The organism is Streptomyces lydicus (assembly GCF_004125265.1).
Lineage (GTDB): Bacteria > Actinomycetota > Actinomycetes > Streptomycetales > Streptomycetaceae > Streptomyces > Streptomyces lydicus_C.
This window is the reverse complement of record NZ_RDTE01000003.1, coordinates 5,949,224-5,972,313: the sequence shown is the minus strand read 5'-3', so window position 1 is coordinate 5,972,313 and position 23,090 is coordinate 5,949,224. Positions and strand designations below refer to the sequence as shown.

General features: G+C 68.6%; 13 protein-coding genes and 1 tRNA gene. 9 read left to right on the top strand and 5 right to left on the bottom strand.

The window, feature by feature from the left end; genetic code table 11:
* The first annotated feature begins 1,013 nt into the window (after positions 1-1,013).
* Complete coding sequence (locus D9V36_RS28735; protein WP_129296300.1) at positions 1,014-2,030, top strand: hypothetical protein; 1,017 nt, start codon at positions 1,014-1,016, stop codon at positions 2,028-2,030.
* A gap of 490 nt (positions 2,031-2,520) precedes the next feature.
* Here the strand turns inward: D9V36_RS28735 and D9V36_RS28730 are convergent, their stop codons facing one another.
* Entirely contained in the window at positions 2,521-3,516 is a 996-nt protein-coding gene (locus D9V36_RS28730) for a hypothetical protein (protein WP_129296299.1), read from the bottom strand.
* An 856-nt stretch (positions 3,517-4,372) separates the two neighbouring features.
* Between D9V36_RS28730 and D9V36_RS28725 the strand changes: the two genes are divergently transcribed.
* The 7 genes from D9V36_RS28725 (at position 4,373) to D9V36_RS28695 (ending at position 10,991) form a co-directional block, all read left to right on the top strand.
* Entirely contained in the window at positions 4,373-4,900 is a 528-nt protein-coding gene (locus D9V36_RS28725; protein ID WP_129296298.1) for a hypothetical protein, read from the top strand.
* Positions 4,901-5,335: 435 nt separating this feature from the next.
* Entirely contained in the window at positions 5,336-7,492 is a 2,157-nt protein-coding gene (locus tag D9V36_RS28720) for a hypothetical protein (protein WP_241721084.1), read from the top strand.
* Positions 7,489-8,268 carry a hypothetical protein gene (locus D9V36_RS28715; protein ID WP_129296297.1) on the top strand — a complete coding sequence of 260 codons (780 nt, stop codon included), beginning with the start codon at positions 7,489-7,491 and terminating at the stop codon, positions 8,266-8,268. Before D9V36_RS28720 ends, D9V36_RS28715 begins: the two co-directional genes overlap by 4 nt.
* Complete coding sequence (locus tag D9V36_RS28710; RefSeq protein ID WP_129296296.1) at positions 8,265-8,450, top strand: hypothetical protein; 186 nt, start codon at positions 8,265-8,267, stop codon at positions 8,448-8,450. The genes D9V36_RS28715 and D9V36_RS28710 overlap by 4 nt, the downstream gene beginning before the upstream one ends.
* A 655-nt stretch (positions 8,451-9,105) precedes the next feature.
* Positions 9,106-9,197 (top strand) — tRNA-Ser (locus D9V36_RS28705).
* A gap of 318 nt (positions 9,198-9,515) precedes the next feature.
* Complete coding sequence (locus tag D9V36_RS28700; protein ID WP_129296295.1) at positions 9,516-9,998, top strand: hypothetical protein; 483 nt, start codon at positions 9,516-9,518, stop codon at positions 9,996-9,998.
* A 531-nt stretch (positions 9,999-10,529) separates the two neighbouring features.
* Entirely contained in the window at positions 10,530-10,991 is a 462-nt protein-coding gene (locus D9V36_RS28695; protein WP_129296294.1) for a hypothetical protein, read from the top strand.
* 187 nt (positions 10,992-11,178) lie between these two features.
* Here D9V36_RS28695 and D9V36_RS28690 read toward each other — a convergent pair whose 3' ends face one another.
* Positions 11,179-11,910 (bottom strand): hypothetical protein, encoded by a 732-nt coding sequence (locus D9V36_RS28690; protein ID WP_129296293.1) that lies wholly within the window; start codon positions 11,908-11,910, stop codon positions 11,179-11,181.
* A 539-nt stretch (positions 11,911-12,449) separates the two neighbouring features.
* Here D9V36_RS28690 and D9V36_RS28685 point away from each other — a divergent pair.
* Positions 12,450-13,844 (top strand): transcriptional regulator, encoded by a 1,395-nt coding sequence (locus D9V36_RS28685; protein WP_129296292.1) that lies wholly within the window; start codon positions 12,450-12,452, stop codon positions 13,842-13,844.
* Between the two features lie 293 nt (positions 13,845-14,137).
* On the opposite strand, the gene D9V36_RS28680 is transcribed toward D9V36_RS28685, so the two are convergent.
* The 3 genes from D9V36_RS28680 to D9V36_RS28670 form a co-directional block, all read right to left on the bottom strand.
* Entirely contained in the window at positions 14,138-14,662 is a 525-nt protein-coding gene (locus D9V36_RS28680; protein WP_241721083.1) for an ATP-binding protein, read from the bottom strand.
* A 670-nt stretch (positions 14,663-15,332) separates the two neighbouring features.
* On the bottom strand, positions 15,333-21,680 hold the full coding sequence (locus D9V36_RS28675) for a type I polyketide synthase (protein WP_129296291.1): 6,348 nt from the start codon (positions 21,678-21,680) through the stop codon (positions 15,333-15,335).
* A gap of 36 nt (positions 21,681-21,716) precedes the next feature.
* Positions 21,717-23,051: a beta-ketoacyl synthase N-terminal-like domain-containing protein gene (locus D9V36_RS28670; protein ID WP_129296290.1), complete on the bottom strand. Its 1,335-nt coding sequence runs from the start codon at positions 23,049-23,051 to the stop codon at positions 21,717-21,719.
* Between the last annotated feature and the right edge of the window lie 39 nt (positions 23,052-23,090).

The following is a 23,090-nucleotide window of genomic DNA, read 5'->3' as shown; positions in this document are numbered from 1 at the left end:
GACCTCGGCAGCTTCATACACCTGCCGCAGAGCGTGCAGGTAGGCGAGCTGCCAGTCTGCGAACACCTCCGCCCTAGCCGAGGGTTCGTGTCCGTTGGTCAGGCATTCCTGGCCACGCGCCGAGGTCCATCCCGCGATGTTGCGGGCCAGATCCCTCAACTGGTCCCGTATTCGGGCCTCTTCGACTGCGCTAGGCGAACGCCATGGCTCCGCCATGACGCCCGAATCGAACCGGAAATCATCACCGCTCACTGAACACATGAGGACAACCGTAGTTGTCGCAGCACTCCCGGTGGGGACAACCACGATTGTCGCAACGTGCCTGTCTCAGAGCGGACTTCAAAAGTTGATGTGCTCGACTGCTCGCCTCGAAGCTGCAAAGCAGTGGAAGAAACTGCAGGTCACGCCCGTATGACCTTGCCTGCAGGAAGTGGCCAGAGTCGACGGCAACGACAGGAAGCGGGCCGGAGCGACTTGCGGTGCTAAGTAGCAGGGGCTCGAAGGTGGGCGCGCTCGAATCACCGAGCCAGCCGCTTGCCTACGGCCGACATGTGCCGTGAGCCCGAAGAACCGGAGAAGCCGTGCCCAAGCCTCTGAACTCTCACGTTGTTCCTGACACTCAGGCTGCCTACCCGTCGGAGCCGCCCTCGCCCAGGCCGGCCTTGGAGCTTCGTTGCGGCCCCTTGCATGTGACTCTTGATCGCGCACCGCTCAAATTGCTGGCGTTCGCGAGCACGGTGGCGGCCAGTGTCATGGGAGTAACGAACTGGTTGCACTGAAAGGCGGTCAGGGTGTGCTCCGCAAGCGGAGCACACCCTCGTCCAACGCGCCCTCAAGACGCTATGCTTCGGTCAGGCGAACACGCTCGCCGTTACGTCGGACCTGGGTTCCTCCCGCAGCTATCCAGGGTTGAGGGCGCAAAGCGCCGTAGTGCGCGCGTGATTGAAAACTCTCGTTCCTCCTAATGGGGCGCAGTGGGCGGGAGCGCTGAAGCACGCCCATGGGAGCCGGACGTGACGCTCGACAGGGACATCGTTAATCTCGCACGACGCATCCAGCGCGAGTCCAGGGAAGTCATCCCCTTCCAGCAGGCACGATTGACCGCCGCGCGCGAGTTGGGTGGACTACCTGTCCACACCATGCCGCCCGCGGAGCGGATCCCGCTTCGCGTCCAGTACACCGGGGAAAGCGAAGCCGCCGCCGAATCCGCGATCAGCAGCGACACCCACGGGCTGGGTCTAGACCACTGCTCGGACGACCAGCGCGCCTTCCGGGCCCTACTAGCGCTCGCGCTTTTCAACGGCAACGTGTACACCGGTCCGACGGCGAGGTGGAACTACTCGGTTGTCGCCTCGTACGACCCGGTGATGTCGCCCCGCAGGGACCAGTTGGTGATAGTGGCGGAGCGCGCCCCGGAGAACGTGGCCACCCGGCTGCTAGCCACCCAGGGGGCCGGCTCACGCGGCGTCCCTGGGCTACGGCACGAGGTCACATACACGTGCCATGGGCAGCGCTCCGTCTGTCTACGCCATCTGCCCACCGGTGCACTGCTGACCATCACCGGTGACCCAGCCGGATGCCAGCGCGGCAACAGGCGCAGCCTCGTACCCCGGCACCCCTATCTAACGCTGGACAACGACCTCACCGCGCACGAGCGCCGCGCACTGGCAGCCATCCCCCCCATCTCAGGGGAAGCGACCACTCTGCTGGCAGGTCTCGTTTCTCGCTACAACCTGGTTGACCGGTGTGGCCGCTGGGCGACCAGTCTGTCCTGGGACCCTCTGGAGCGCCCCGGAGTTGAACGCCGGAAGGAGCCGGAAGTGATTCGGCACGGTCCCGTACGTCGACTCTGGGGCGCCGGCGACTCATGGGAGTGCCGCTGGACCGGCTATCCCGAACCCCGCGACCTGGCTCTGGCACTGACCCACCGGGAGGCCGGGGTCAAGGGCGCGAGATTTGCCCGCCACGGTGACACCTACCGGGTGGTGCTGGGCACCGCCTCCCTCGACCTGTGCGACGGGAAGGGCTGATCCATGCCGTTCCTCACCGACCACCCGGGGTCCGCGCCCGTGCTGGTGGCTGCCCTTGTCCTCGGAGTCCTCCGCTTCACGTTGCCGAAGGATTCTCGCCATCGCCTGGACCTGTGGAAGGCAGTCCTCGAACACCGACGTCAGCGTTGGCAGGTGACAGAGCGCCGCCGCAAGATTGGAAGGTCCGGCAAGACGGGCCAACGGGATCTTCCTGCTGAAGCGGAGCGAGACGGCGGTCACCGATCAGCTCAGCGAGGGCGAGTACCGGACTGAGGCCCGGGAACGAGGCTGGCGCCGCGGCCCTGTTGCACGAGCTAAGTGCCGGTCTGGAAACAGCACGAGGCCCCTCAGCGACCAGCCTGGCACGTCTACCACCCCGCCGTCCGGTCGGCTGAGGTTCCCGCGAGGCGCTGTTATCGCAATCCTTAACGTTCTCCAACGAGAAGATGCATCCGCAGATGCTGCGCACCAGCTCGATCCACAAACCGCTTCACGCCACCGCATCAATCCGCTCAACACACACATCTCGAATGATCTTCAAGTCAGCCAGCGCCTGAGCCCGGGCGTCCTCATGACCGGGCAGCCCACTGTTCACCTTCTCAACCGCTTCGCCGATTGCGGAGATAATCACTTTCGGGGCGAATCGCATACCGAAGACGTAGCCAGTATCCACGCGAGTTCGCAAATCCAACTCCACCACCCCCCAGGCAGCCATAACTTCCAAATGCGCTCCGGCTCCGGACGATTGCTCCAGCGCCCGGATCAGGGCCTGGATGTTCTTGTACGCCTGCGTGCACAATTTGCGGTAGCGGGTCCACATTTTGTGCGTGGCCACCACGGTGGCAATTGCGACAGTGACCGCTAGAGCTGGTAGCACCTTGGTGTAGTCACGAGAAATCGTCGGCAGCACGGCGTATAGCAAAATAGCCACACCGCATGCTCCGTTAAAGTTCCCGACCGTCCGGCTGACCATGGCTCGAAGGACACGCCCCTCCAGCCGCTCAAGGAGTCTATCCTTCGGCTCAAACCAATGCGCCAAGTAAGGAAAGAGGAGGCAGAAGGCCAGCATCTTCTGAGCGTCCCCGTAGCGAGCGATGAATTGCTCTGGAGCTGCGATGATTCTGTCAGCCACATTGAGTGGGTAGAAGGAGATCTTGAACGCGATAATCCCCCAGATCACCACTTTCGCCTTCTCTCGACGACTGAACCATACGGGCGTATGGAAAGTCATTGTCAACCACTGACGCAGCCGACTACGTATGCGGCGTATAGCCTTTGGCGCCTGCAAACCAGGAGAGATCTTTCGCCAGTGACGTCCCGCCACAACAATGAGGGCGATACTGAAGACAAAGATCACGGCCCCAACGGCCTGGCGCCCCGCCTCATAAAGCTGGTTGCCCCAGAGGTTCAGCACAAACCCGACCGGCAAGAAGGCGAGCTTCCAGTGGGCGCGTACAAGACCAACAGGCCGGTACCAAATCGACATACCACCATGCTCCGGCTCAGTCACGGCGCGGCGGACTGATTTGATGGAGATCAGAGGTTCAACGGCGTGAAGATCCGAGGGGGCAGGGCCAACCGGGCCACTTGACGCGGGCTTGGTCGAGCTTCGCAAACAGAAGCCCTGCTCGGGAAGCCTCTGCGGAACTGGATGCTGTCACCGTCGCGGCGTTCCGATACGACGATCGCCACGCGTATCGCCATGGTGGCTACGGCGCGCAGGCGGCTGTCCTTGGCGCAAGCGAACCGCGTCAGTCGATGACCATGCTCCGCCCCCGTTTGGCGCACCGCCTGGCGCTCGTCAAACCACCGAGGGTGGGAGCGGACGTTGAGCGAAGGGCCGACCATGAAGCGGGCAAGGTCGAGACAGTAGGCGTAGCAGCCTTCCCGGGGCAGCCCACGGAATCGGCTGTCGTGATAGAAGGCATGTGTCAGCTCCAGCTTGACCTAGACGCAGCGCAGGCCTCATGTCTGGCCTGCTCCGTTTGCGCCCACGCCCGACCCCCGTGTCGATGCCGATGTCGCGAAAGCGCCCTCCGTTCCGGACACGGAAGAGTCGTGCGCCCCTTTGACGCATTTCGGCCACGCCAGCAAGATCGCACACGGGCGATTCCGCATGATTCCAGCCGGAAGTTCGCCTGCCATATGTGCATGGAATAGGTGCCGCGGGACGACGCCCACGTCAAGAACATCGCACACATGAACGACAGGGGCGTTTCAGACGGCATCTCCGGCGACCGGAACGAATCTTCTCTCTGAGTGACAGCGAACGTACCGTCAGTCAGGTTTTGCGCCCGCAGGTAGGCCGCGGGGTGCGCAATCAACGGGGAGGGCATACAGCCATGGATCCACTGACGTTTCCGATGCTCGTCGGCACCGCGCTCACCGAGGCGGTCAAATTCCTATTCGATCGGGCCGGGGCGGTCCTCGATCGACGCTCGGGCCGAGTTCCCCTAGAGGAACCGGAAGAGGTGGAAGGACGAAGCGGGCCGTTTACCGTCCACTCAGCTGAACTCTCCGCCGCGCGAATCGAGCGCATCACCGAAGCCCGCGGAGCACTCCAGGTGTATCTGACGCGTCCTGCGCTGCTACAGGGAGGCGATCCCGAGCTCAGGGAGCTCTTGGGTGGGCTGCGCCTGGACTTGGAGGAGATCTATGGGCGGCAGCTGCCCTTTGGCAACGAGGAAGAGCGGCCTGCCCGCCCGGGAGTCTCCGTCACACAACGGACGGACCACCTCGCCGGCCACCAGGTCGGCGTACGCGCGCAAGGCATTTCCCGACAGGCCCGCGTGCGCGTGGACCAGTCCGCGAAGGTGATCGAGGCGTCGGCGGAACAAGTAGGCACCGAGATCGACGGAACCATCGGCTGAGAGGCGACGCGACCGATGGCTTTCGACGACGAACCGGGCGTTCCGCATCAGCAGCCCGCTCCGGCTACTGGAGTGCCGCACAGCGCTACCGAAGATTCGCGCGTGCGTCCACCACTGCTTGACCGGTACACAGATGAAGAAGAAACCAACATCGTGGAACAATACGGCAGTTCGGCTGGCTTACACGCGACGGGCTCAGTGGCCAATACCGAGCCATCAACGGACTTCCGCGCGGCCGCGGTGACGGCGCCGGGCGCACAGTCCGTCTCCGGACTCCCGCCGTATCCACCTGCCCCCGCCGCCCCACCGAGCAGCCCGGAGCCCTTGGCCCAGCAAGAAGCTGAGCGGGGCAGGACGGCATCACCGTCCCCCGAGGCGATCGAGGCGGTCGGGCAAGCGGCCACACTACAGCGTGCGTTGATCAATCTGGGCGAGATGATCGGCACGAAGTACGTGTTCGAGCAGACCTTGGACGCCGACGCGCCCATCGACTCCGAGTACTTGGCGGTGATCCGCAAGGTCTATGCCGAGCCCCACTTCGAAGGCGCGGACCGGAGCCGCAGCCCGTTCGCGCAGGCACTGGCGTCCCTCCGGCCCTCGGGGTCCGTGCTGGTCATCAACCGTCCGCCGAACAGCAGCAGGACCACGACCGCCTACGCCCTTCTCGACCAGCTCGTGGAAGAAGGTCTGATCACAGAAGTGCGCCCACTCTCCTTCGGCGGCTCCCAGCACTTCCCCGCACGACGCCTACCTCACGACCACGGATGCGGGTTCCTGCTCGAACTGCCGCCGGACGAGGACGGCTTCCAGGTCGCCGACACCTTCGGTTCTGGTCTGGGCAAGCTCGGCGAGCGGCTGACCCGGCGGGACAACCGGCTCATCGTTCTCACCCGCCCGGAACAGTGGCAGCGCATCAGCCACGGCGCACCGCCAGGCGTAGCCCCGGACCTGGGCAAGATCCGCCCGCACGACATCGCCACCCGCTGGCTGCTCGCGCAGGAGCCGTCGTTCCCCGTCAGTGCCTGGCTCCGCAACACCGGTATACGCCGACTCATCGACGGCATGATGCCCACGGACATCCTGAACGTCACTTCTCTCATGCTCGATGAGCACCGAAAGGCCGAACGTCACGCTGCCGAAGTCCCCTTGGACTTAGCCCGGGAATCGACACAGCAGACTTCCGCCGAGCGGCCCCTCTCCCTCGACGCACAGATCGCCAACGTCGTGGCCGTCCTGAGCAACTGGGAGGACGCGCTCTACGAGTGGCACGAACCGGAGGGCCACTTCCGGACCAGCTTCGAACGGAACTTCCTCCTGGCCGCGGCCGTCCTGCGCGGCGACCCAGTGGGCCATGTGTACGCCAAGGCCGCGGAGTTGACCGACACGCTCGACAAGAAGAAGGACTCCGTCCCCATCCACGGGCAGCAAGCCCCGGGCGTGATCGCGATGACCAAGGCGATCAAGGCGCGGCGCGAGGGGGACGGCACCCTGCGATTCGACCGCCCGCACTGGGACGACGCCGCGATCGAGTACTTCTGGAACGACCGCCCTCTGGCTCGCACGTCCTTCTTGAAGTGGCTCGCGCAGGTACCCATCGACGACGCGGGGACGAACAAGGAAGCGCTGGAGACCATCACCAAGGACGCCCGCCGTGCCCTGGCGGCCCGCATCGGTGAGTTCGCGCTGCGCTGGGCCGTGCGTCATCGCAGGCAGGAGCCATTGGAGGAGATCGTCAAGGCATGGTACGCCCACGGCACAGACAGAGAACTGTGGCCTCTGGCTGTGGGATTGCTCGACAACGCGGCGATCCACGCCGCGAGCGCGCCATACGTACACACGCTGTTGCTGTCCTGGGCCAAACGTAAAGAGCCCTCCCTCCAGCAGGCGGTCGTCGAGGTCTGCACCGGGCAGTTCGGACGTCGGCACACCGGAAAGGCGCTCCGCCGCCTGAAGCGTGTGGCGAACATCGGACTTGAGGAGGTCGTGGGCAGCCTGCGCGAGGCGATCCAGGTGCTATGGGCGGACACCTCCGTCCGGAAGACCCTCTTCGGGTACGTCGTCGACTGGTGCGGCGACGAGAAGATCAGGGACACCGTGGGCCAGCGCACGTTCGCGGCTCTCGCCGCGTCTCCCGCGCCCAAGGCCGACCGAGTGCCGCTAGTTCTGCACAACGACACGACACCGGACACCGACGAGGACGAGAAATTCCGCCCGCCCGTCGCCGGCCTGGTCACTGGATGGCGCACCCTCCTGCGTCAAGCGACTGGACCGGCGGGAGATCGCGAACTCGACCACGCCATCTACCTGTGGCTCGACGCGGCCCTCGAGCAGCCGCCGCTGCGATCACTCATCCTCGACACCCTCCGCCGGGCCGTGGACGTTCGCGGTCCTGAAGGCCCGACCCTGCGCGAAGCCCTCCGCACCTGCTCCCAGGTCTGGGTCCAGAGTGAGAACCGCCCATACTCACCCGACCGGTCGCACCTGAAACAGGAGCTCTCCTCCCTCCTCGACGCCGACCTCGCCAAGGTCCAGAAGCGCCTGCTGACGGAAGCCCCCGAGGCTGACGAGCCGGAGGAGTCCGAAGCCGCATGAAGCGCCGTCCCGTCCCCGAAAACGCCTCCGAGCCGGGTGCCACCACATGGGTCTCCGCCTTCTCCGACCGGCCACGCAGCACGGACCCGACACTCTGCTTCTGCGTGGACGTCCGGGCAACCTGGCGGCGCCCTGACGACACCGACGTTCCTGCAGATCCGCGAGCTGCCGGGAGACTCGTCAGAGCAGTCATCGACAAGGCGGCAGCAAAATGTGATGTCCTCCGCCCGAATGCCGCAGAGCAAGACATCGGAACCGCGCTCACCAAAGCCCTGCCGATCGGTGACGAAGGCGTGATCGTCGTAGACGCCACCGTGAGCATCGATGTGGACGAACCAACCCGGCTGGCCGCGCTCGCCGCGGAACAACTGCGGCAGAAGCACCATCGTCAGGAAGAGCTGCTGCGCCGCGAGCTCGAACTGGATAAGCTGGCCCGTCGCCAGGCCCGGGCACGGGAGGAGTTCCTCCAGGAACACATCCTCGCCAACCCCGCCACTGCCCGGCTCTACACAGCCCTGGAAAGCGCGGCCGAGAACTGGCCACGTCTAGGCGGGCCACCGACCGGTACAGATCTCGAAGAACTGGTCCGCACCGTCAGACAGTGGCAACCCGGACAGCGGTGGGTCGTTGTTGCTCAGGTGCTCCACGATTTCGTCAGCAAACTGACCCCCGAAGGCTGCAAGGAACTCCTGACCCTGCTCGCCGGCACCATCAAGGCATTCGGCGATGAGGACGCCGCCCGTGCCCTCACCGCCATCGCAGGCGAGTTCCAGTGAAGGTGACGCTCCTGCGCTGGCTCCTCGATCCGGTCACCAGCGTGCTGGCGGTGCGCATCCGTGCCCAGAACCACGGCCGTATGTCGTACGAGGCAGCCTGGCGACTGGCTCGCGTCACACGGCACCCCGACGAGATGGGGTACCGCCTGTACGGCCATCTCCCGGAGGACCCACGAAGATGACCGAGCCGTCATGTCCGCAGCCAGCGTTACGTGGCCCGCCACCAGGACCTGACCCGATGTGGCGGGCGCCTTCGCCGCATCAGTCGGCGCCATCTGCGAACTCGCGGCAGCAACCGTTGCCGAGACCTGCGCGGAGCACAGCGCCCACGGCCCCTTGGGAGAAATCTGAGAGATGATCTTCCTCCGGACACCCACTGACCCCCATCACTACCACACCACACCAGCCGTCTGACCAGGACAAATACTGACCAGTCCCGGTCAGGCCCCTCCTCGAACCTCATTCGGGACGAAGAGGTGGTCAGTTCAAGTTCTAGCCCACCGCCACCAGCATGAACCTGCAGGCGTTGATGTTTCCGCTCTGGTTGAACTCACCTGCCCACCGGCGTCTGCACCACCACAGGTCAGACCCCCCATGCGTGAGCGATGCGTGAGCGGACGGCTGACCATCATTCACCTCAGACTGGATTCACGCTCCTATCGCGTGGCGCTGACCAGGGAGAACAGCACCACGCGGCAGGAACGAACATCGCCGAACAAGGATTCGATCCCAAGCGAGGGTCGGGGTTCGGATCCGACGGGAGGCCCTTCCCAGGGACGCTCTGATGGGAGCTTCCCGAAAACCTCGAAAGTTGAACTGCTAGCTAGCGGAATTTTCGCATCCGTGCAGGTCAGAGCCCCACTGTTCGCACTCCCACCAGGTGCCTTCTAAGCACTTGGCCGCAGGTTCGAGTCCTGCCGGGGGCGCCAGAACAGACCCTCCCCACGGGGAGGGTCCTTTTGCTGTTCAGGGCATCTGCGGATGCTCCTGTGCAGGCGTCGGCCCCTCCCCCGGTGGTCGGCGAGAGAGCCGACGCCGTCCGGCTGCCACCGGGTTTCTGCGGGTGGCCACGGTGAATACACGGTGATGTTCTCCAAGCTCGTTCGGCGTCTCTCAGAACACACGAATATGCCCCGGTGACGCACAACCATCCGGCGGCCCCGGCAGTCGTGGTCAGCAACCCGGCCAGCGCAGGCCGGCCCGACAGCTCTAGGGCATTCGTGGCAGCCCACAGAACGAGGTGACCTATGTTCAATCGTGATCCGCAGAAGGCTGAGGCTCGGGCGGCTCAACGCGCTGAACGGCGAGCGTCGCGTGAAGCACAACGAGACGCGCAGAGGGAAGCCAGGGAAGCTCTCAGGGAATGGCGCGCAGATCACCCCGCCGAGACTCAGCTGAAGCAAGCGGCGTTCATGCACCCCTGGGCCACCTCCGAGTGCGGGATCACGACGTTTGGACCTATCGCCGGTGGGCGGGCCGAGTTCTTCAATGCCGACGCGCACAAGGGGTGGACTGCGACACGACTGGTGGCGGGGGTCGCGACGTTGGGCGTCTCAGCGGCTGCCACCGGCCGGAAGAACAAAGGTGCAGCCGCGATCAACGTGACCTTCGGGAACGGCAACGTGCAGAGTTGGAACGTGAAGCCCGATCGAACTGAGTTGGCCGCCGCGAACCGGTATGTCACAGCGTTCAATGCGCTGGCCGCGCAGCTTGCCGCTGAGCAGAAGTAGTTCTCAGCGCTGCTCCCCAGCGAGAGAGGCTCCGTCCCCTCCTGGGAGGGGACGGAGCCTCGGCGTCCGCTCAGGATATGTGCAGCTGCTCACGGCCGGGGCACGGCACTGGTGTCAAGCTTCCAAGAAATCTCGGGCCAAGTGCTTTTCCCTACTTTGGTTCGACGCCACCTGCGAATAGGCCGGTAAGCACATCGCTGGGGCTCGCACACCTTCTAAGCACTTGGCCGCAGGTTCGAGTCCTGCCGGGGGCGCTTTTCAAGACCCTCCTTTCGGGAGGGTCTTTTTGCTGGCCAGAGGGTGCTTGGCGGCATCGGCGGGCGGTCGGATGCCGGGGCGGAGGAGGCGGATCCGTTCGGCTGGAACAACTACGCGGACCGCATCGCACCCGCGCCGACCGCCATCGACGTCCACAAGGCCGGCTTCTTCCGTCCCGCCCTTCCGTGGGAGCAGCCGGTGCTGGGCGGAAGCGGCCATGGCAGGCGTAAAAGGGCACTACCCACTACGACCCCTGAGACGACGGACTCCCCCATGACTGACGACGAAGACCGTGCAACCCTCCTCTTCTATCCGCCGGTGGACAAGGCGAACTCGTGGCACATGACCTTCGAAGGCTTCGAAGCGGCCCTCAAGCGCCGGTTTCCCGACGCTGTCACGCAGAGGATGCCCACGATGTTCCAGGGCCGGACCTACCTGGACTTCGAGGTGACAGTGGGGCAGGGAATCGACGTCCAGGGCATGGCCACCATCCCCGTCGAGGAGTGCGGCTGCATCACGCTCATCGGTGTCTCGCCAGGCGAAGCCGCTCCCCTCGCGACCTGGCTGCGCGATGAATTCAGCCCCTCCCCCGGACTCATCCGGTTCAGCAGCGAGAGAGCGATGGAAGTCGGTGACGAGACCCACTGGGGGCTGCCGGCCGCGGGAAGTCAGGAAGAGATCGAGGAAGATCTCCGGGCGCATATCGCCTACTTCGAAAACATCGAAAGCGTCTGAATCGGCAGACGCAAGACCGCCGCTTGGCTCGACAGGCGACCCGCTCGCTTCGTGGGCGGCGGCAGAGGAGCCAAGCGACGGCGGCCCGGAGTGTCGAGTGCTCCGGGGGCGGTCGCGTTGATCAGCGGAGCCCCGGACCGAGCGGGCTGGTAACGCGGCGGAATCCCGTGTTCGGCGAGTGCGTGGGTCAGGAGCTGATCCGCAGCGGGATGCGGGTGGTGAGGTGGGAGCGCAGCACCAGGTCGTCCATGGTGTCCATCAGCCAGAGTTCGGTCAGCGGCAGGCGCACGGCGATGCGGCTCTGGTGGGTGGTCACGAGGTCGCGGAGCTGCCGGTAGGCGGTTCCGGTGACGTCGTCGGTGAGCTGTATGTAGCCGGCCAGGAGTGGACGATGGGGAGCGCCGGTCCTGGTGCGGAGTCGGGCGAGGGTGGTTGCGGATTCCGCGTCGGCTACCTGTACGGGGAGGTAGATCCTGCCCGTGTTGAAGCGTCCGATCCATGGACCGCGGACGGTTACTTCGATGTGTGCGGTCGGGCGTGCAAGGGGGTCCGGGGTTTCTTCCAGTCCTCCCGCGAGGGTGGCGTGCATGCGGTCGGCCCGTAAGGCCAGTCCCGGCCACCAGATGAGCGGGGCGACGTCGCTGCGGCGGAGGTCGTCGAGGAAGGCGGTGATGCCGGGGTCAGCAGCCAGCCGGTGGCTGTCCAGGGGGATCACTACCGACCGGATCGGCGGCCAGTACTCGGCCGCACCGGTTTCGGGGCCGAGAGGCGCCCTGGCCCGGTTGTGGAGAAGGGGCAGTTGCCGTTCCCGGTAGCGCTGGTCCAGCGTCAACGCCCTGTTGGCTGCCCAGTCGTACGCGGCGGCTTGTCGGGACAGGGCCGTGAGGGGGTCCAGCAGGGGCTTGGTTTCCTCGGTCATCGGTGGCGGTCTCCGTGGTGTGTGGTGTGTGGTGTGTGGTGTGTGGTGTGTGGTCTGCAACCTGCGATCTGTGATTCGTGCTGTGATCTGTGGCCCGTGGTTCGTGGCCCGTGGTTCGTGGCCCGTGGTCGGCCTCGTACACCGTAGGCGGGGGCGCTTTCGGGGCGTCCGTCTGACTCGGGCGCCCGCTGCCCGCTGCCCGCTGCCCGCCATCCTCCGTCAAGCAGCGGCTGTGCGGTGGAGTTGAGGCTCGTCGGTCGCGGCCGCAGGGCATCCGGCCGGCGCTCGGTGGGGTGGGTTGTGCGCGGGCGGAGGGTGGGTGCCGGCGGGGGTGGTGGGGGGCGCGGGGGGCAGTACGGCGTGAGTGGGGGGTGGCTGGAGCCCCCGGGTGCGCCTGCGCTACTGGGCGCAACGCCCAGGCGGCTACTTGACTTTGGTCATCGCGATTCAGTCCCGCTTGTTGGGTATTGACTGTTCCATCCCGTTCTCTCTGGATATGCCAACGTGAACCGTTGGCGGCATGTGCTTGGAGGCGAACCATGGCCGCCCGACCACTCGTCGCGCGTCAGACCAACCAGCGACTGCGGTCCCTCATCCAGGAAGCCTCGCTGTCCAACTCCGCTCTGGCCCGCCAGGTGAACGTCCTGGGAGAGGCACAGGGTCTGGATCTGCGGTACGACAAGACGTCCGTGAGCCGGTGGCTGGGCGGTCAGCGGCCCCGCGGCCGGGTTCCCGCCATCATCGCCGAGGCGCTGAGCGGGCGGCTGGGCCGTACGGTCTCGACGGAAGAGATCGGTATGGCCAACGGGAACAGCGTGACGTGTGGGGTCGGACTGCACTTCGCGGCGACCGTGGAGGACGCGCTGGAGCAGGTCCGTGAACTATGGCACATGGACGCCGAATCCCGGGGGCTTTTGTCCCGTTCCGCCATGACCGCCTCGGCGTTGGTGGAACCCAGCAGGGACTGGCTGATCAGCTCCCCCGACCCGCAGGTGGCGCGCAGCCCGCGGCTGGGGCCGCGGGTGGGAATGACCGATGTGGAGTTGGTGCGGGCGACCACCCAGGCACTGGCCGAACTCGACCACCGGGTCGGCAGCGGGTATGTGCGGCCGGTGGTGGTCTCGTGCCTCAGCAGTGTGCTGTCCGGGCTGATGGAGGGGAGTTACGGCGAGACCACGGGGCGGCAGCTGTTCGCCGCGGCCGCCCGGCTGACGGAGTTCGCCGGGTACACGGCGCTGGACACCGGGCAACCGGGCCTGGCGCAGCGGTATTACATCCAGGCGCTGCGGCTCGCGCAGGCCGCGGACGACCGTTGCTACGGCGGTTATGTGCTGGCGGCCGGTCTGAGTCATCTCGCCGTCGGCGCCGGCTGCGCCAGGGAAGCGGTGCAGCTCGCCCGGGCCGCGCAGGAGGGCACCCGGGGGCGCGCCCCGCTGGCCGCCCAGGCCATGTTCTACGTGACCGAGGCCCGCGGCTACGCCATGCTCGGGGACGCGCGGATGTGCAAAATACTGGCGGACAAAGCCACGGACGCCATGGCGCATGTCGTTCCGGGGGACAGTCCCGAGTGGATCGCGCACTTCGACCGGGCCTATCTGGCGGATGAACTGGCCCATTGCTACCGGGATCTGAAGCAGCCGCGTCCGGCCGCCCGCCGGGCCGAGGAGGCGCTGGCCCGGCACCCGCGGACCCGGGTGCGCCGCCGGGCCATCGATCTGCTGCTGCTCGCTTCGGCATCCGTACAGGCCGGGGACGTCGAGGAGGCGTGCCGGGCCGGTGTGCAGGCGGTGGGGTTGCTCAGCCGGCTGAAGTCGGCGCTCGGCGAGCGGTACCTGCAGAACTTCAGGGACGAGCTGCGGCCGTACGGGGACGCGCAGCCGGTGCGCGAATTGGACGCCCTGGTCCAGGAGAGCGGAGTGCGGGTGCCCCGGTGACGCGCGTCCGGCGGAGTGGAGCCGTCAGGTGGACCCGTCCGGTGGGGTCGAGGCGTCCGGTGGGGGCGGACGGGCGGGGCGGGCGGGGTGCCCGCCCTGCGGTGCCGACGGCCGGCCGGTTGGTTCCGTCCCGCGGGGAGGTGGTGCGGAGCCGGTGCCTGCCTGACCGTCGGCGGTAGGGAGCCACCCCGGAGGGGGCGGCGTGGCGGCCGATGCGTAACGGTCGCCGTGAAGGTCCGGTCGGTCGGCCGGCCGACCGGGGTGGGGGGTGGGTGAGGTGGGGTGCGTGTGCGTTACGGCGCCAGGCCGCTTCGCACACTCGTGGTCAGCGGTATCGCGGCCCATACGGTGCAGCCGTTGTCGGCCTCGGTTCTGCGGCCCCACCGCGAGGACGACTTGGCGACCAGTTCCAGACCGCGGCCGTGCTCCTGGGCCTGGCCCGGGCGTCGCATCCGGGGGACCGACGGTGTGCCGCCGCGGTCGTGCACCTCGATGTGCAGCAGGCTTTCCGACCTCCATATCCGGCAGGTGATGTATCTGCTGGCGGAATACTGAACGGCATTGGAGAAGAGTTCCGACAGGACGAGCAACACCGGATAGCATGTGTCGTCGTCATGGATGCTTTGCCCGTCGAGCCAGGCGCGGACCAGGTTCCGGCAGATCGGCACCGCCCGCTTCACCGCCGGCAGACGAAATACCACGCACTGCACGGAACTCCAGCAGTCAGCGGGAATCAAAGCTCCCCTTTCCTGGGGCCAGCTCGCGATATGCCGGGCGGTCACCATGACTTCGGCCGCATGCGTTGTGGTGGGTAACATGACTACCCCTTTCGTACGTGCCTCATGGACCTCGATGCCGCTTTCGCCTCATGAAACACGGCCAGCGCCATCGCTCGATCTGCCCTGGCGGCGGCCTTCGCAGTGTGCCGCGTCGCCTCCGGTGCGTACCGGGCCGCTTTCTGACCTCGCTCTTTCCCGATAATTCAAGCATTCGGGGAGTCCGCCCGGGAAGGCGCGCGATGCAGCGCCGGGAGCGGGGCGGGGATATGGGGACGCGAAATACTATCACCATAAAAAAACGGTTGCGCATTACCGGTAATGGAATTTCCGGTAATGCGCGGAGGGGTGCCGGAGTCCGGGCGGCAAGAATCTACCAGAAATCCCGGCGCTTCGGAATTACGGCATCCGTTTGCGTGAAACGAGGAGAGGAAGGAGGAAAGAGGAGAGAGGTGAGAGGGGAGGGAAGTGAGGCGGGGAAGGGCAGAGGGGCGGCGAGGGAGGTAAGAGGCGGTAAAGGCGGTGAGGTGAGTGAATTCGTGGCATCGCTCCCCCGGTCGGCTCGCCCCCGCCCCCGGTCGGCTCGCCCCCGCCCCCGGCTCCCCCAGCCCCTGGCCCCCGGCCCCCGGCCCCCGGCACGCCGACGCCCGGCGGGCCGTTGTGCGGTCCGCCGGGCGTCTGCGGCCCCCGATGGCCTGCGGGGCCAGAGAGGCTAGTTCGCCGTCAGTTCCAGGCCCAGGTGCTCGGCGATACCGACGGCGAGGGCGGCGAGGGTCGGGTGTTCCCAGACGAAGTTTCTCGGCAGGGAGATGGCGAAGGAGCGGTCGATGCGGACGCGCAGCTCCATCGCCAGGAGGGAGTCGAATCCCAGCGACTTCAGCGGGGTCTGCGGGTCGAGGGAGCTCTCCCCCAGCCGCAGCACGTCACGGACGTGGCCCGCCAGATGCTCCTCCAGTGCGGCTCTCCTGGCCAGGCCGGGCGGCAGGGCGGCGAGCCGGGCCCGCATGTCCTCGGTCTCCTCGGGCGGCGGGGTCCGGTCCACCGGGGCCTCGCCGGACACCGCGCTGAAGAACGGGAGATGGCGGCCGGCGGGCGGCACCCAGGTGTCCGGCGGGCCGGGGATCACTCCGGTCTGCACCCACCGGCGGGCCAGCAGTGTCCGCAGCGCCGCCAGGCCGTGGTCCGTGGGAATGGTGCGGTAGCCGCGGCGGCTGAAGTCGGTGGCGACACCGATCTCGCCCCACGGACCCCAGTTGACCGCCACGGTGGGCAGCCCCTGTGCGGAGCGCCAGGCCGCGAACCCGTCGAGCCAGGAGTTGGCCGCCGCGTAGGAGCCCTGGCCGGGGTTGCCCAGCAGGGAGGCCATCGAGGAGAACGCCGCGAACCAGTCCAACGGGTGGTCCCGGGTGGCGTGGTGGAGGTGCCAGGCCCCGACGACCTTCGGCAGCCAGACCCGTTCCAGCTGGTCGTCGGCCACATTGGTGATCACGGCGTCGTCCAGCACCATGGCGCAGTGCACCACCCCGCGCAGCCGGAATCCCCCGGTGACGGCCGTGGAGACCAGCCGCCGGGCGACATCCGGATCGGCGATGTCGCCCAGGACCACCGATACCTTGGCGGTCCTGCCGATCGCCGTGGCGAGGGTCCGCGCGGCCTCGGGCTCCGGGGCGCTGCGGCCGTTGAGCACCACATGGCCGGCGCCGTGTGCGGCCAGCCATTTCGCCGTGGCCAGGCCCAGGCCGCGCAGTCCGCCGGTGACGATGTAGGCGCCGCCCTCCTCCACGGGCAGGTCCCTTTCGGGCAGCACCGCGGGGGCCTCCCCCTCGTCGGGCACGGTCAGCACCAGCTTGCCGATGTGGTCGGCGGCCGCCATGGTGCGGAAGGCCGTGGTGGCCTCCGCGAGCGGATACTCCGTGCAGTGCAGGGGCTTGAGCCGGCCCTCCTCGAACGCGCCCAGCACCTCCTTCCACACCGTGGCGAAGGTGTCGGGGCGGTTGCGGTGCAGTTCGATCAGGTCGACGGTGCTCAGGGTGACGTTGTGCCGCAGCGGCAGCATCCCCAGCGGGGCGTCCGCCATGATGTCGCGCACCCCCAGCTCCACGAACCGGCCGAAGGGGCGCAGCGTCTCCAGGCCGGTGCGGATGGCCGCCCCGGACAGTGAGTTGAGGACGACGTCGACGCCCTCCCCGCCGGTCGCCTCGCGGGTGCGTTCGCCGAACTCCAGCGTGCGGGAGTCCATGACGTGGCGGATGCCCATGCCCCGCAGATAGCGCCGCTTGTCCTCGCTGCCGGCCGTGGCCAGCACCTCGGCGCCCAGCAGCCGGGCCACCGCGATCGCCGCGAGGCCGGTACCGCCGGTGGCGGAGTGGATCAGCACCCGCTCCCCGGCGGCGAGCCGGGCGACGTGGCGCAGCGCGTACCAGGCGGTCAGGAAGGCGATCGGCAGCCCGGCCGCGGCCGCCGGTTCGATGCCGAAGGGGATGGGGGCGACCGCATCGGCGGGGAGGGTGAGGAAGGAGCCGAAGGCGCCGCCGCGCAGATCGACGGCGATCACCTCGTCCCCGACCTGGGGGCGTTCCACCCCGGCGCCGACCGCGCTCACCACACCGGAGCACTCGAATCCGATCCGGTAGCGGACGTCCAGGTCGCCGGGGAGCAGGCCCATGGCCGTGAGCACATCGCGGAAGTTCAGGCCGGCGGCGGTGACCCGTACCTCGACCTCGCCGGGTGCCGGTGCGCGCCGGCCGGTGGCGGCGTACTCCAGGCTCGACAGGTCGCCCAGCCGGCTCGCGCGCAGCCGGAAGCCGTCCTCGCCGTACCGCACGGTGCACGGGGTGGCGGCCTGGTCCTGCCCGCCGTTCGGCGCGGCGTGTTCCAGGCGGGCGACGTGCCGGCGGCCCGCCCGCAGCGCGACCTCGTCGTCGTCCGCGTCCGCCAGCAGCTCCAGGGCCACGTCCTCGGGATCGGCCTCGTGCGGATCGGCGTCCACCAGCACCGGCCGGATCTCGGGGTGTTCCAGCGCGCCGACCCGCAGCAGTCCGCGCAGCGCGCTCTGCCCGAGGTCGACCTCGTCGTCGGGCAGTACGCTGCGGGCGCCCCGGGTGACGACGTACAGGCGCGGTGCCGAGGAGGTGGCGGTGATCGCCTGCATCGCGCCGAGCAGCCTGCGGGTGCGCCACAGGGACTGCACGGTCGGCTCCCCGCCCTCGGCCCGTGCGCACACCAGCACCACCCCGCGCGGGGTTTCGAGGGTGGCGGACAGCCGGCCGGTGAGGGCGTCGCGGAACGCGGCGAGCGGGGTGTCGTCCAGCGGGCGGTCCCAGACCACCGTGCGGGCGCAGCGGGAGCGCAGCGCGGCGGCCAGCGCCTGGGCCGAGCCGTCCGCTTCGCCCACGACGACCCAGCTCCCGGGGGCGTGGCCGCCGTCCGGCGCCGCCCGGGGTGCCGACCGCCAGCCGATGCCGAGCAGCCAGTCGTCGACCTCCGGGGTCTCGCGGACGGCCCGCCGGGCGAAGCGCAGGCCGTTGACGACGAGGACCACGGCGCCGCTGTCGTCCAGCAGCCGGACGTTGGCCACGATGGCCTGTGCGGTGATCTCGCTGACGTGGGCGTGGCAGTACGCGGCCTGCGCGGGGTCGCCGAGGATGCGTACCGCCTGCATGCTCACCGGCAGCACCAGCGACCGGTCGTCCTCGTTGACCAGGGGCGCCACGGCGAGCTGTGCGCAGACGTCGAGGAGGACGGGGTGGACCGGCAGGCCGGGGGCGGGAGCGGCGGCCTCGGGCGGCACCCCGACCTTGGCCCAGAAGCTGTCGTTGTGGCGGCCGGTGTGCAGTTCCAGGACGCCGGTGAACGCCGGGCCGTGCTCCAGGCCGCGCTGCCGCAGGCTCTCGTAGAGGGCGGCCGGTTCCAGGGGCACCGGGTGGCGCAGGGCCATCGCGTCGACGGATCTCGGCCGCAGCTCGGGCCGTACGGTCAGCCGGTGCAGCACCGCGTCGGCCTGCACCTCCCAGTCGCCGCTCTCGTTCCGGGCGAGGATTTCGCAGTGCGCCCGGTCCGGTCCGGTCAGGGTGACGGCGGTGGAGACCTCGGTGGCCTCGCCCAGCCGCAGCAGCTGGGTGAAGTGGACGTCGGTGACCTCCACTTCGTGCGGCGTTGCGCCGAAGACCTCGCAGGCGGCCGCGAGCGCCAGCCCGCAGTGCGCCGCCCCGGGGAGGACCGCGTTGCCGTGCACCCGGTGGTCCCCGAGCCAGGGCAGCGCCCCGGTGCCGGCGTCGGCGCGCCAGCAGTGCCGTACGGGGTCGCCGGGGAATTCGGTGTGCCGGCCGGGCAGTTGAGCCAGGGGGGCTTCGGCGGCCTGTGCGGGCGGGGCGGTGGAGGCGGTGGTGTCGGCCCAGTGGTGGCGGCGGTCGAAGGTGACGGTGGGGGCGTCGACGAGGCTGCCGTCGTCGTAGAGGCGCCGCCAGTTCACCGGCACCGCGGCGCAGTGCAGCGCGGCGAGCTGGGTACGGAAGGTGGCCTGCTCGTCCTCCTCACGGCGCAGGGTGGGCAGCACCACGGGGTCGGTGACGAGACCGGCCAGGCTGCGCTCGATGGAGTGGGTGACCACGGGGTGCGGCGAGATCTCGGTGTAGACCAGGTGCCGGTCGGCCGCGGCGGCCGCCACCGCCTCGGCGAAGCGCACCGGGCGGCGCAGGTTGTCGCACCAGTAGTCCGCGTCGAAGGCCGGCGTCCGGCCGGCGTCGACGACCGTCGAGTAGAACGGCACCTTGGGCGAGCGGGGGTCGAGACCGGCCAGGGCCGACCGCAGGGCCGGCAGCACCGGGTCCACCAGCGGGCAGTGCGAGGCGACGTCCACGGCGATCGGGAACACCGGGATCTTGCGGGCCTCCCAGGCGGCGGCCAGCCGGCTCACCTCCGTGGTGCGTCCGGCCACGACGGTGGAGTCGGGTGCGGACAGGACGGCGACCGATACGGTGCCGGCCGCGCTGTCGGCGAGTTCGGCCCGCACCGTGTCGGCGTCCAGGCCGACGCTCAGCATGCTGCCGGAGCCCGCGATATCGCTCAGCAGCCCGGAGCGCCGGCAGATCACCCGGACCCCGTCGGCCAGGGTCAGCGCCCCGGCCACCACCGCCGCCGCGACCTCGCCCATGGAGTGCCCGATCACCGCGGCGGGTTCGACGCCGTACGAGCGCCAGGTCGCGGCGAGGGCGATCTGCAGGGCGAACAGGACCGGCTGCACCGTGCCGCATCCGTGGACGGGCCGGCCGCCGTGCACCACGTCGAGGACGGCGACCTCGCTCTGCGCCCTGATGAGCTCGTCGACCTCGGTCAGCGCGTCGAGGAAGGCCGGTTCGGTCTTCAGCAGCCGCCGGCCCATGCCGGGCCACTGGGAGCCCTGGCCGGAGAACACCCACACCGGCTGCCGCGCCACGGCGGCGCCCACGGCGCCGGTGACGACCGCCGGATGCCGCTGCCCGGCCGCGAAGGACCGCAGGGCCGTGAGGAGTTCTGAGCGTCCGGAGGCCACCACGCCCAGCCGGCCGTGGCCCGCGCAGCGCCGCAGGGCCAGGGTGTGGGCGAGGTCGCGCAGCGGGACGTGCGCGCCGTCGCCCTCCATCCAGTCCGCGAGCCGGGTGGCCGCGGCCGGCAGCACGTCGGGGGAGCCGGCCGGCACCAGGAAGACATCACAGGCGCCCCGGGACGGCCGCCCGGAGTCCTGCTGCGGGGCCGAGGGGCGTTCGGGGGCCTGTTCCAGCAGGACGTGGGCGTTGGTGCCCGAGAAGCCGAAGGAGGACACGGCGGCCAGCCGGGTGGGCGTCCGCAGCGGCCAGGCGGACAGCTCGGTGGGGACGAAGAAGCGGGTGCCGGCCGCGGAGATGGCCGGATTCCAGCGCCGGAAGTGCAGGTTCGCGGGGATGGTGCCGCGTTGCAGGCACAGCACGCTCTTGATCAGTCCGGTGATGCCGGCGGCCGGTTCCAGATGCCCCACGTTGGTCTTCACCGACGTCAGGGCGCAGCGGCCGGGCCCGTTGCCGTAGACCTCGGCGAGGCTGGCGAACTCGATCGGGTCGCCCACCGGGGTGCCCGTCCCGTGCGCCTCCACCATGCCCACGTCCCGCGGGTCGACGCCGGCCTGTTCCAGGGCCTCCCGGTAGAGGGCCGTCTGGGCGGTCACCGACGGGGCGGCCAGCCCCTCGGAGGAGCCGTCCTGGTTGGTGGCCGAGCCGCGCAGTACCGCCAGGACCCGGTCACCGTCCCGTACGGCGTCGGAGAGACGTTTCAGCACCACGACGCCGCAGCCCTCGCCCCGTACGAATCCATCGGCGCCGGCGTCGAACGTCCGGCAGCGCCCGCCCTTTGACAGCATGCCCATCCGGGCGAAGGACCGGGTGATCCGTGGCTGGAAGCTCAGGGTGACGCCGCCGGCGAGCGCGAGGTCGCACTCGCCGGCCATCAGCGCCCGGCGTGCCAGGTGCACGGCCACCAGTGAGGAGGAGCAGGCGGTGTCCAGTGCCACGCACGGCCCCTGCAGACCGAGCAGGTAGGAGATCCGGCCGGCCGCCACGCAATGGCCGTTGGTCAGGATCGACCCCTCCAGTTCCTGGGGCTGCCCGGCCAGCCGGTCCATGTAGTCGCTGTAGCTGATGCCGGCGAAGACGGCCGTGGGGGTGCCGTTCATCCGGTCCGGTGGCAGTCCGGCGTGTTCCAGGGCCTCCCAGGTGACTTCCAGCAGCAGGCGGTGCTGGGGGTCCAGGACGTCGGCCTCCCGGCCGGCGACGCCGAAGAAGGCGGCGTCGAAGCCCGTCACCTCGCGCAGGAACCCGCCCTGACGGGGGGTCGGGGCCGCTCCCGGGCCCGGGGAGTCCTCCGGGACGAGGCGCCGGCGCTCCGCGGGCAGTTCGCCCACCGCGTCCCGCTCCTCGACCAGCAGCCGCCACAGGTCCGCGGGCGAGTCGGTGTCGCCGGGGAGCCGGCAGCCCATGCCGATCACGGCGATCCGGTCTGTCTCGTGGGTGGGGCGCGTCTCGGCGCCCGGGCCGTGCATGTCGTTGCTCATCGGGGTCTCCGTACGTGGGAGGTGATCTGCCCGTGGTCACACGGCTTCCGGACTGCCGAGGAGAATGGCGTTCTTCACACCGCCGACCTGGTAGTTGAAGCTCAGCGCGTAGTCGAAGTCGAGCGGCCGCGGCCGCACTCCGGGGACCGGGTCGAAGGGCAGTCCGTCGGCCGGCTGCTCGCAGTTGGCGGTGGGGCAGACCTGCCCTCGCTCCATCATCATCAGCGTCATGGCGACGCCCAGGCAGCCGGCCGGTGCGCCGTTGTGGCCGAAGCAGCCTTCCTGGGACGTCATCAGGACGTCGTTGTCGGCTCCGTAGAGCTCCTTGATGGCGTTCGCCTCGAAGGCGGTGACGACGACGTTGCCGTCGCTGCCGCCGTGGACGTACGGGATGTCGCGCAGCTGCCACCGGTCGCCGAGGCAGCGGCGGACCGCGGTGACGAGTTCCGCGCCGGTCTCGTCGCAGGCCAGGGGGTTGGCCAGCCCGTCGCGGGTCATGGCGGTGGCCAGCACCTGGCCGTAGACATGTGCCCCGCGCCGGGCGGCGTGTTCCCGGCTTTCCATGATCACGGTGGCCGCGCCCTCGCCGTGGTTGATGCAGTCCGCCCGGCGGTCGTAGGGCCGCATCAGGGAGGTGAAGGACGGCAGCAGTTCGGGCATGTCGGTCGTGCGGAGGGCGTCGTAGGTCTGCTGGGCTCCGCTCAGCAGCCGCTGGATGTTCTGGATGAGGTGGACGTTGAAGACGTCGACCCCGGTCACCACCGCGACGTCGACCTCGCCGTGGGCGATCATCCGCCGGGCGTTGCCGATCTGTACGGCGGACGAGGCGCAGCCGCACGAGACGGTGTAGCAGGGGCCGTTGGACTGGGTCAGCGCCGCTTGCACGAGGGCGACATCGGAAGGGGTCACGGCTTGCTGGGCCGCGACGAACAATTCCATGGCGTCCGGCGCGGAGGTCTTTCCGGGGTCGGCACTCAGCACCGAAAGATAGCTTTCGACGTTGGAGTCCACACCTCCGCGTCCGACCAGAATCGCGGCTTCACTCAGCGCGCCACCGCCGAAAGCCAGCCCGGCATCGGCGGTGGCTTCCGCCATGGACACCAGGCCGAAACGGTGCGCCGGGGTGTAATGCTGGGAGAAGAACGGCGGAACGTCCGGGAGGCGTTCGTCGAACATCGCCTGGGTGAGCTCGACCGAGCCGTAATACACCTCGTCACGCTTGAGGCAGGACCGGCCGTTGGAGACGACGTCCCACATGTCGTCGGCGGTGAAAACCGGCTCCGTACGACCGGGCAGGCAGAACCCGACGCCGGTCACCACGACATTCCGCTCTTCACTTGTGCTTGCGTCTTTACCGGATTCTCGGTTCACGACAGGACTCCGTCCCTCACGAGGTTCCACATGGTTGTT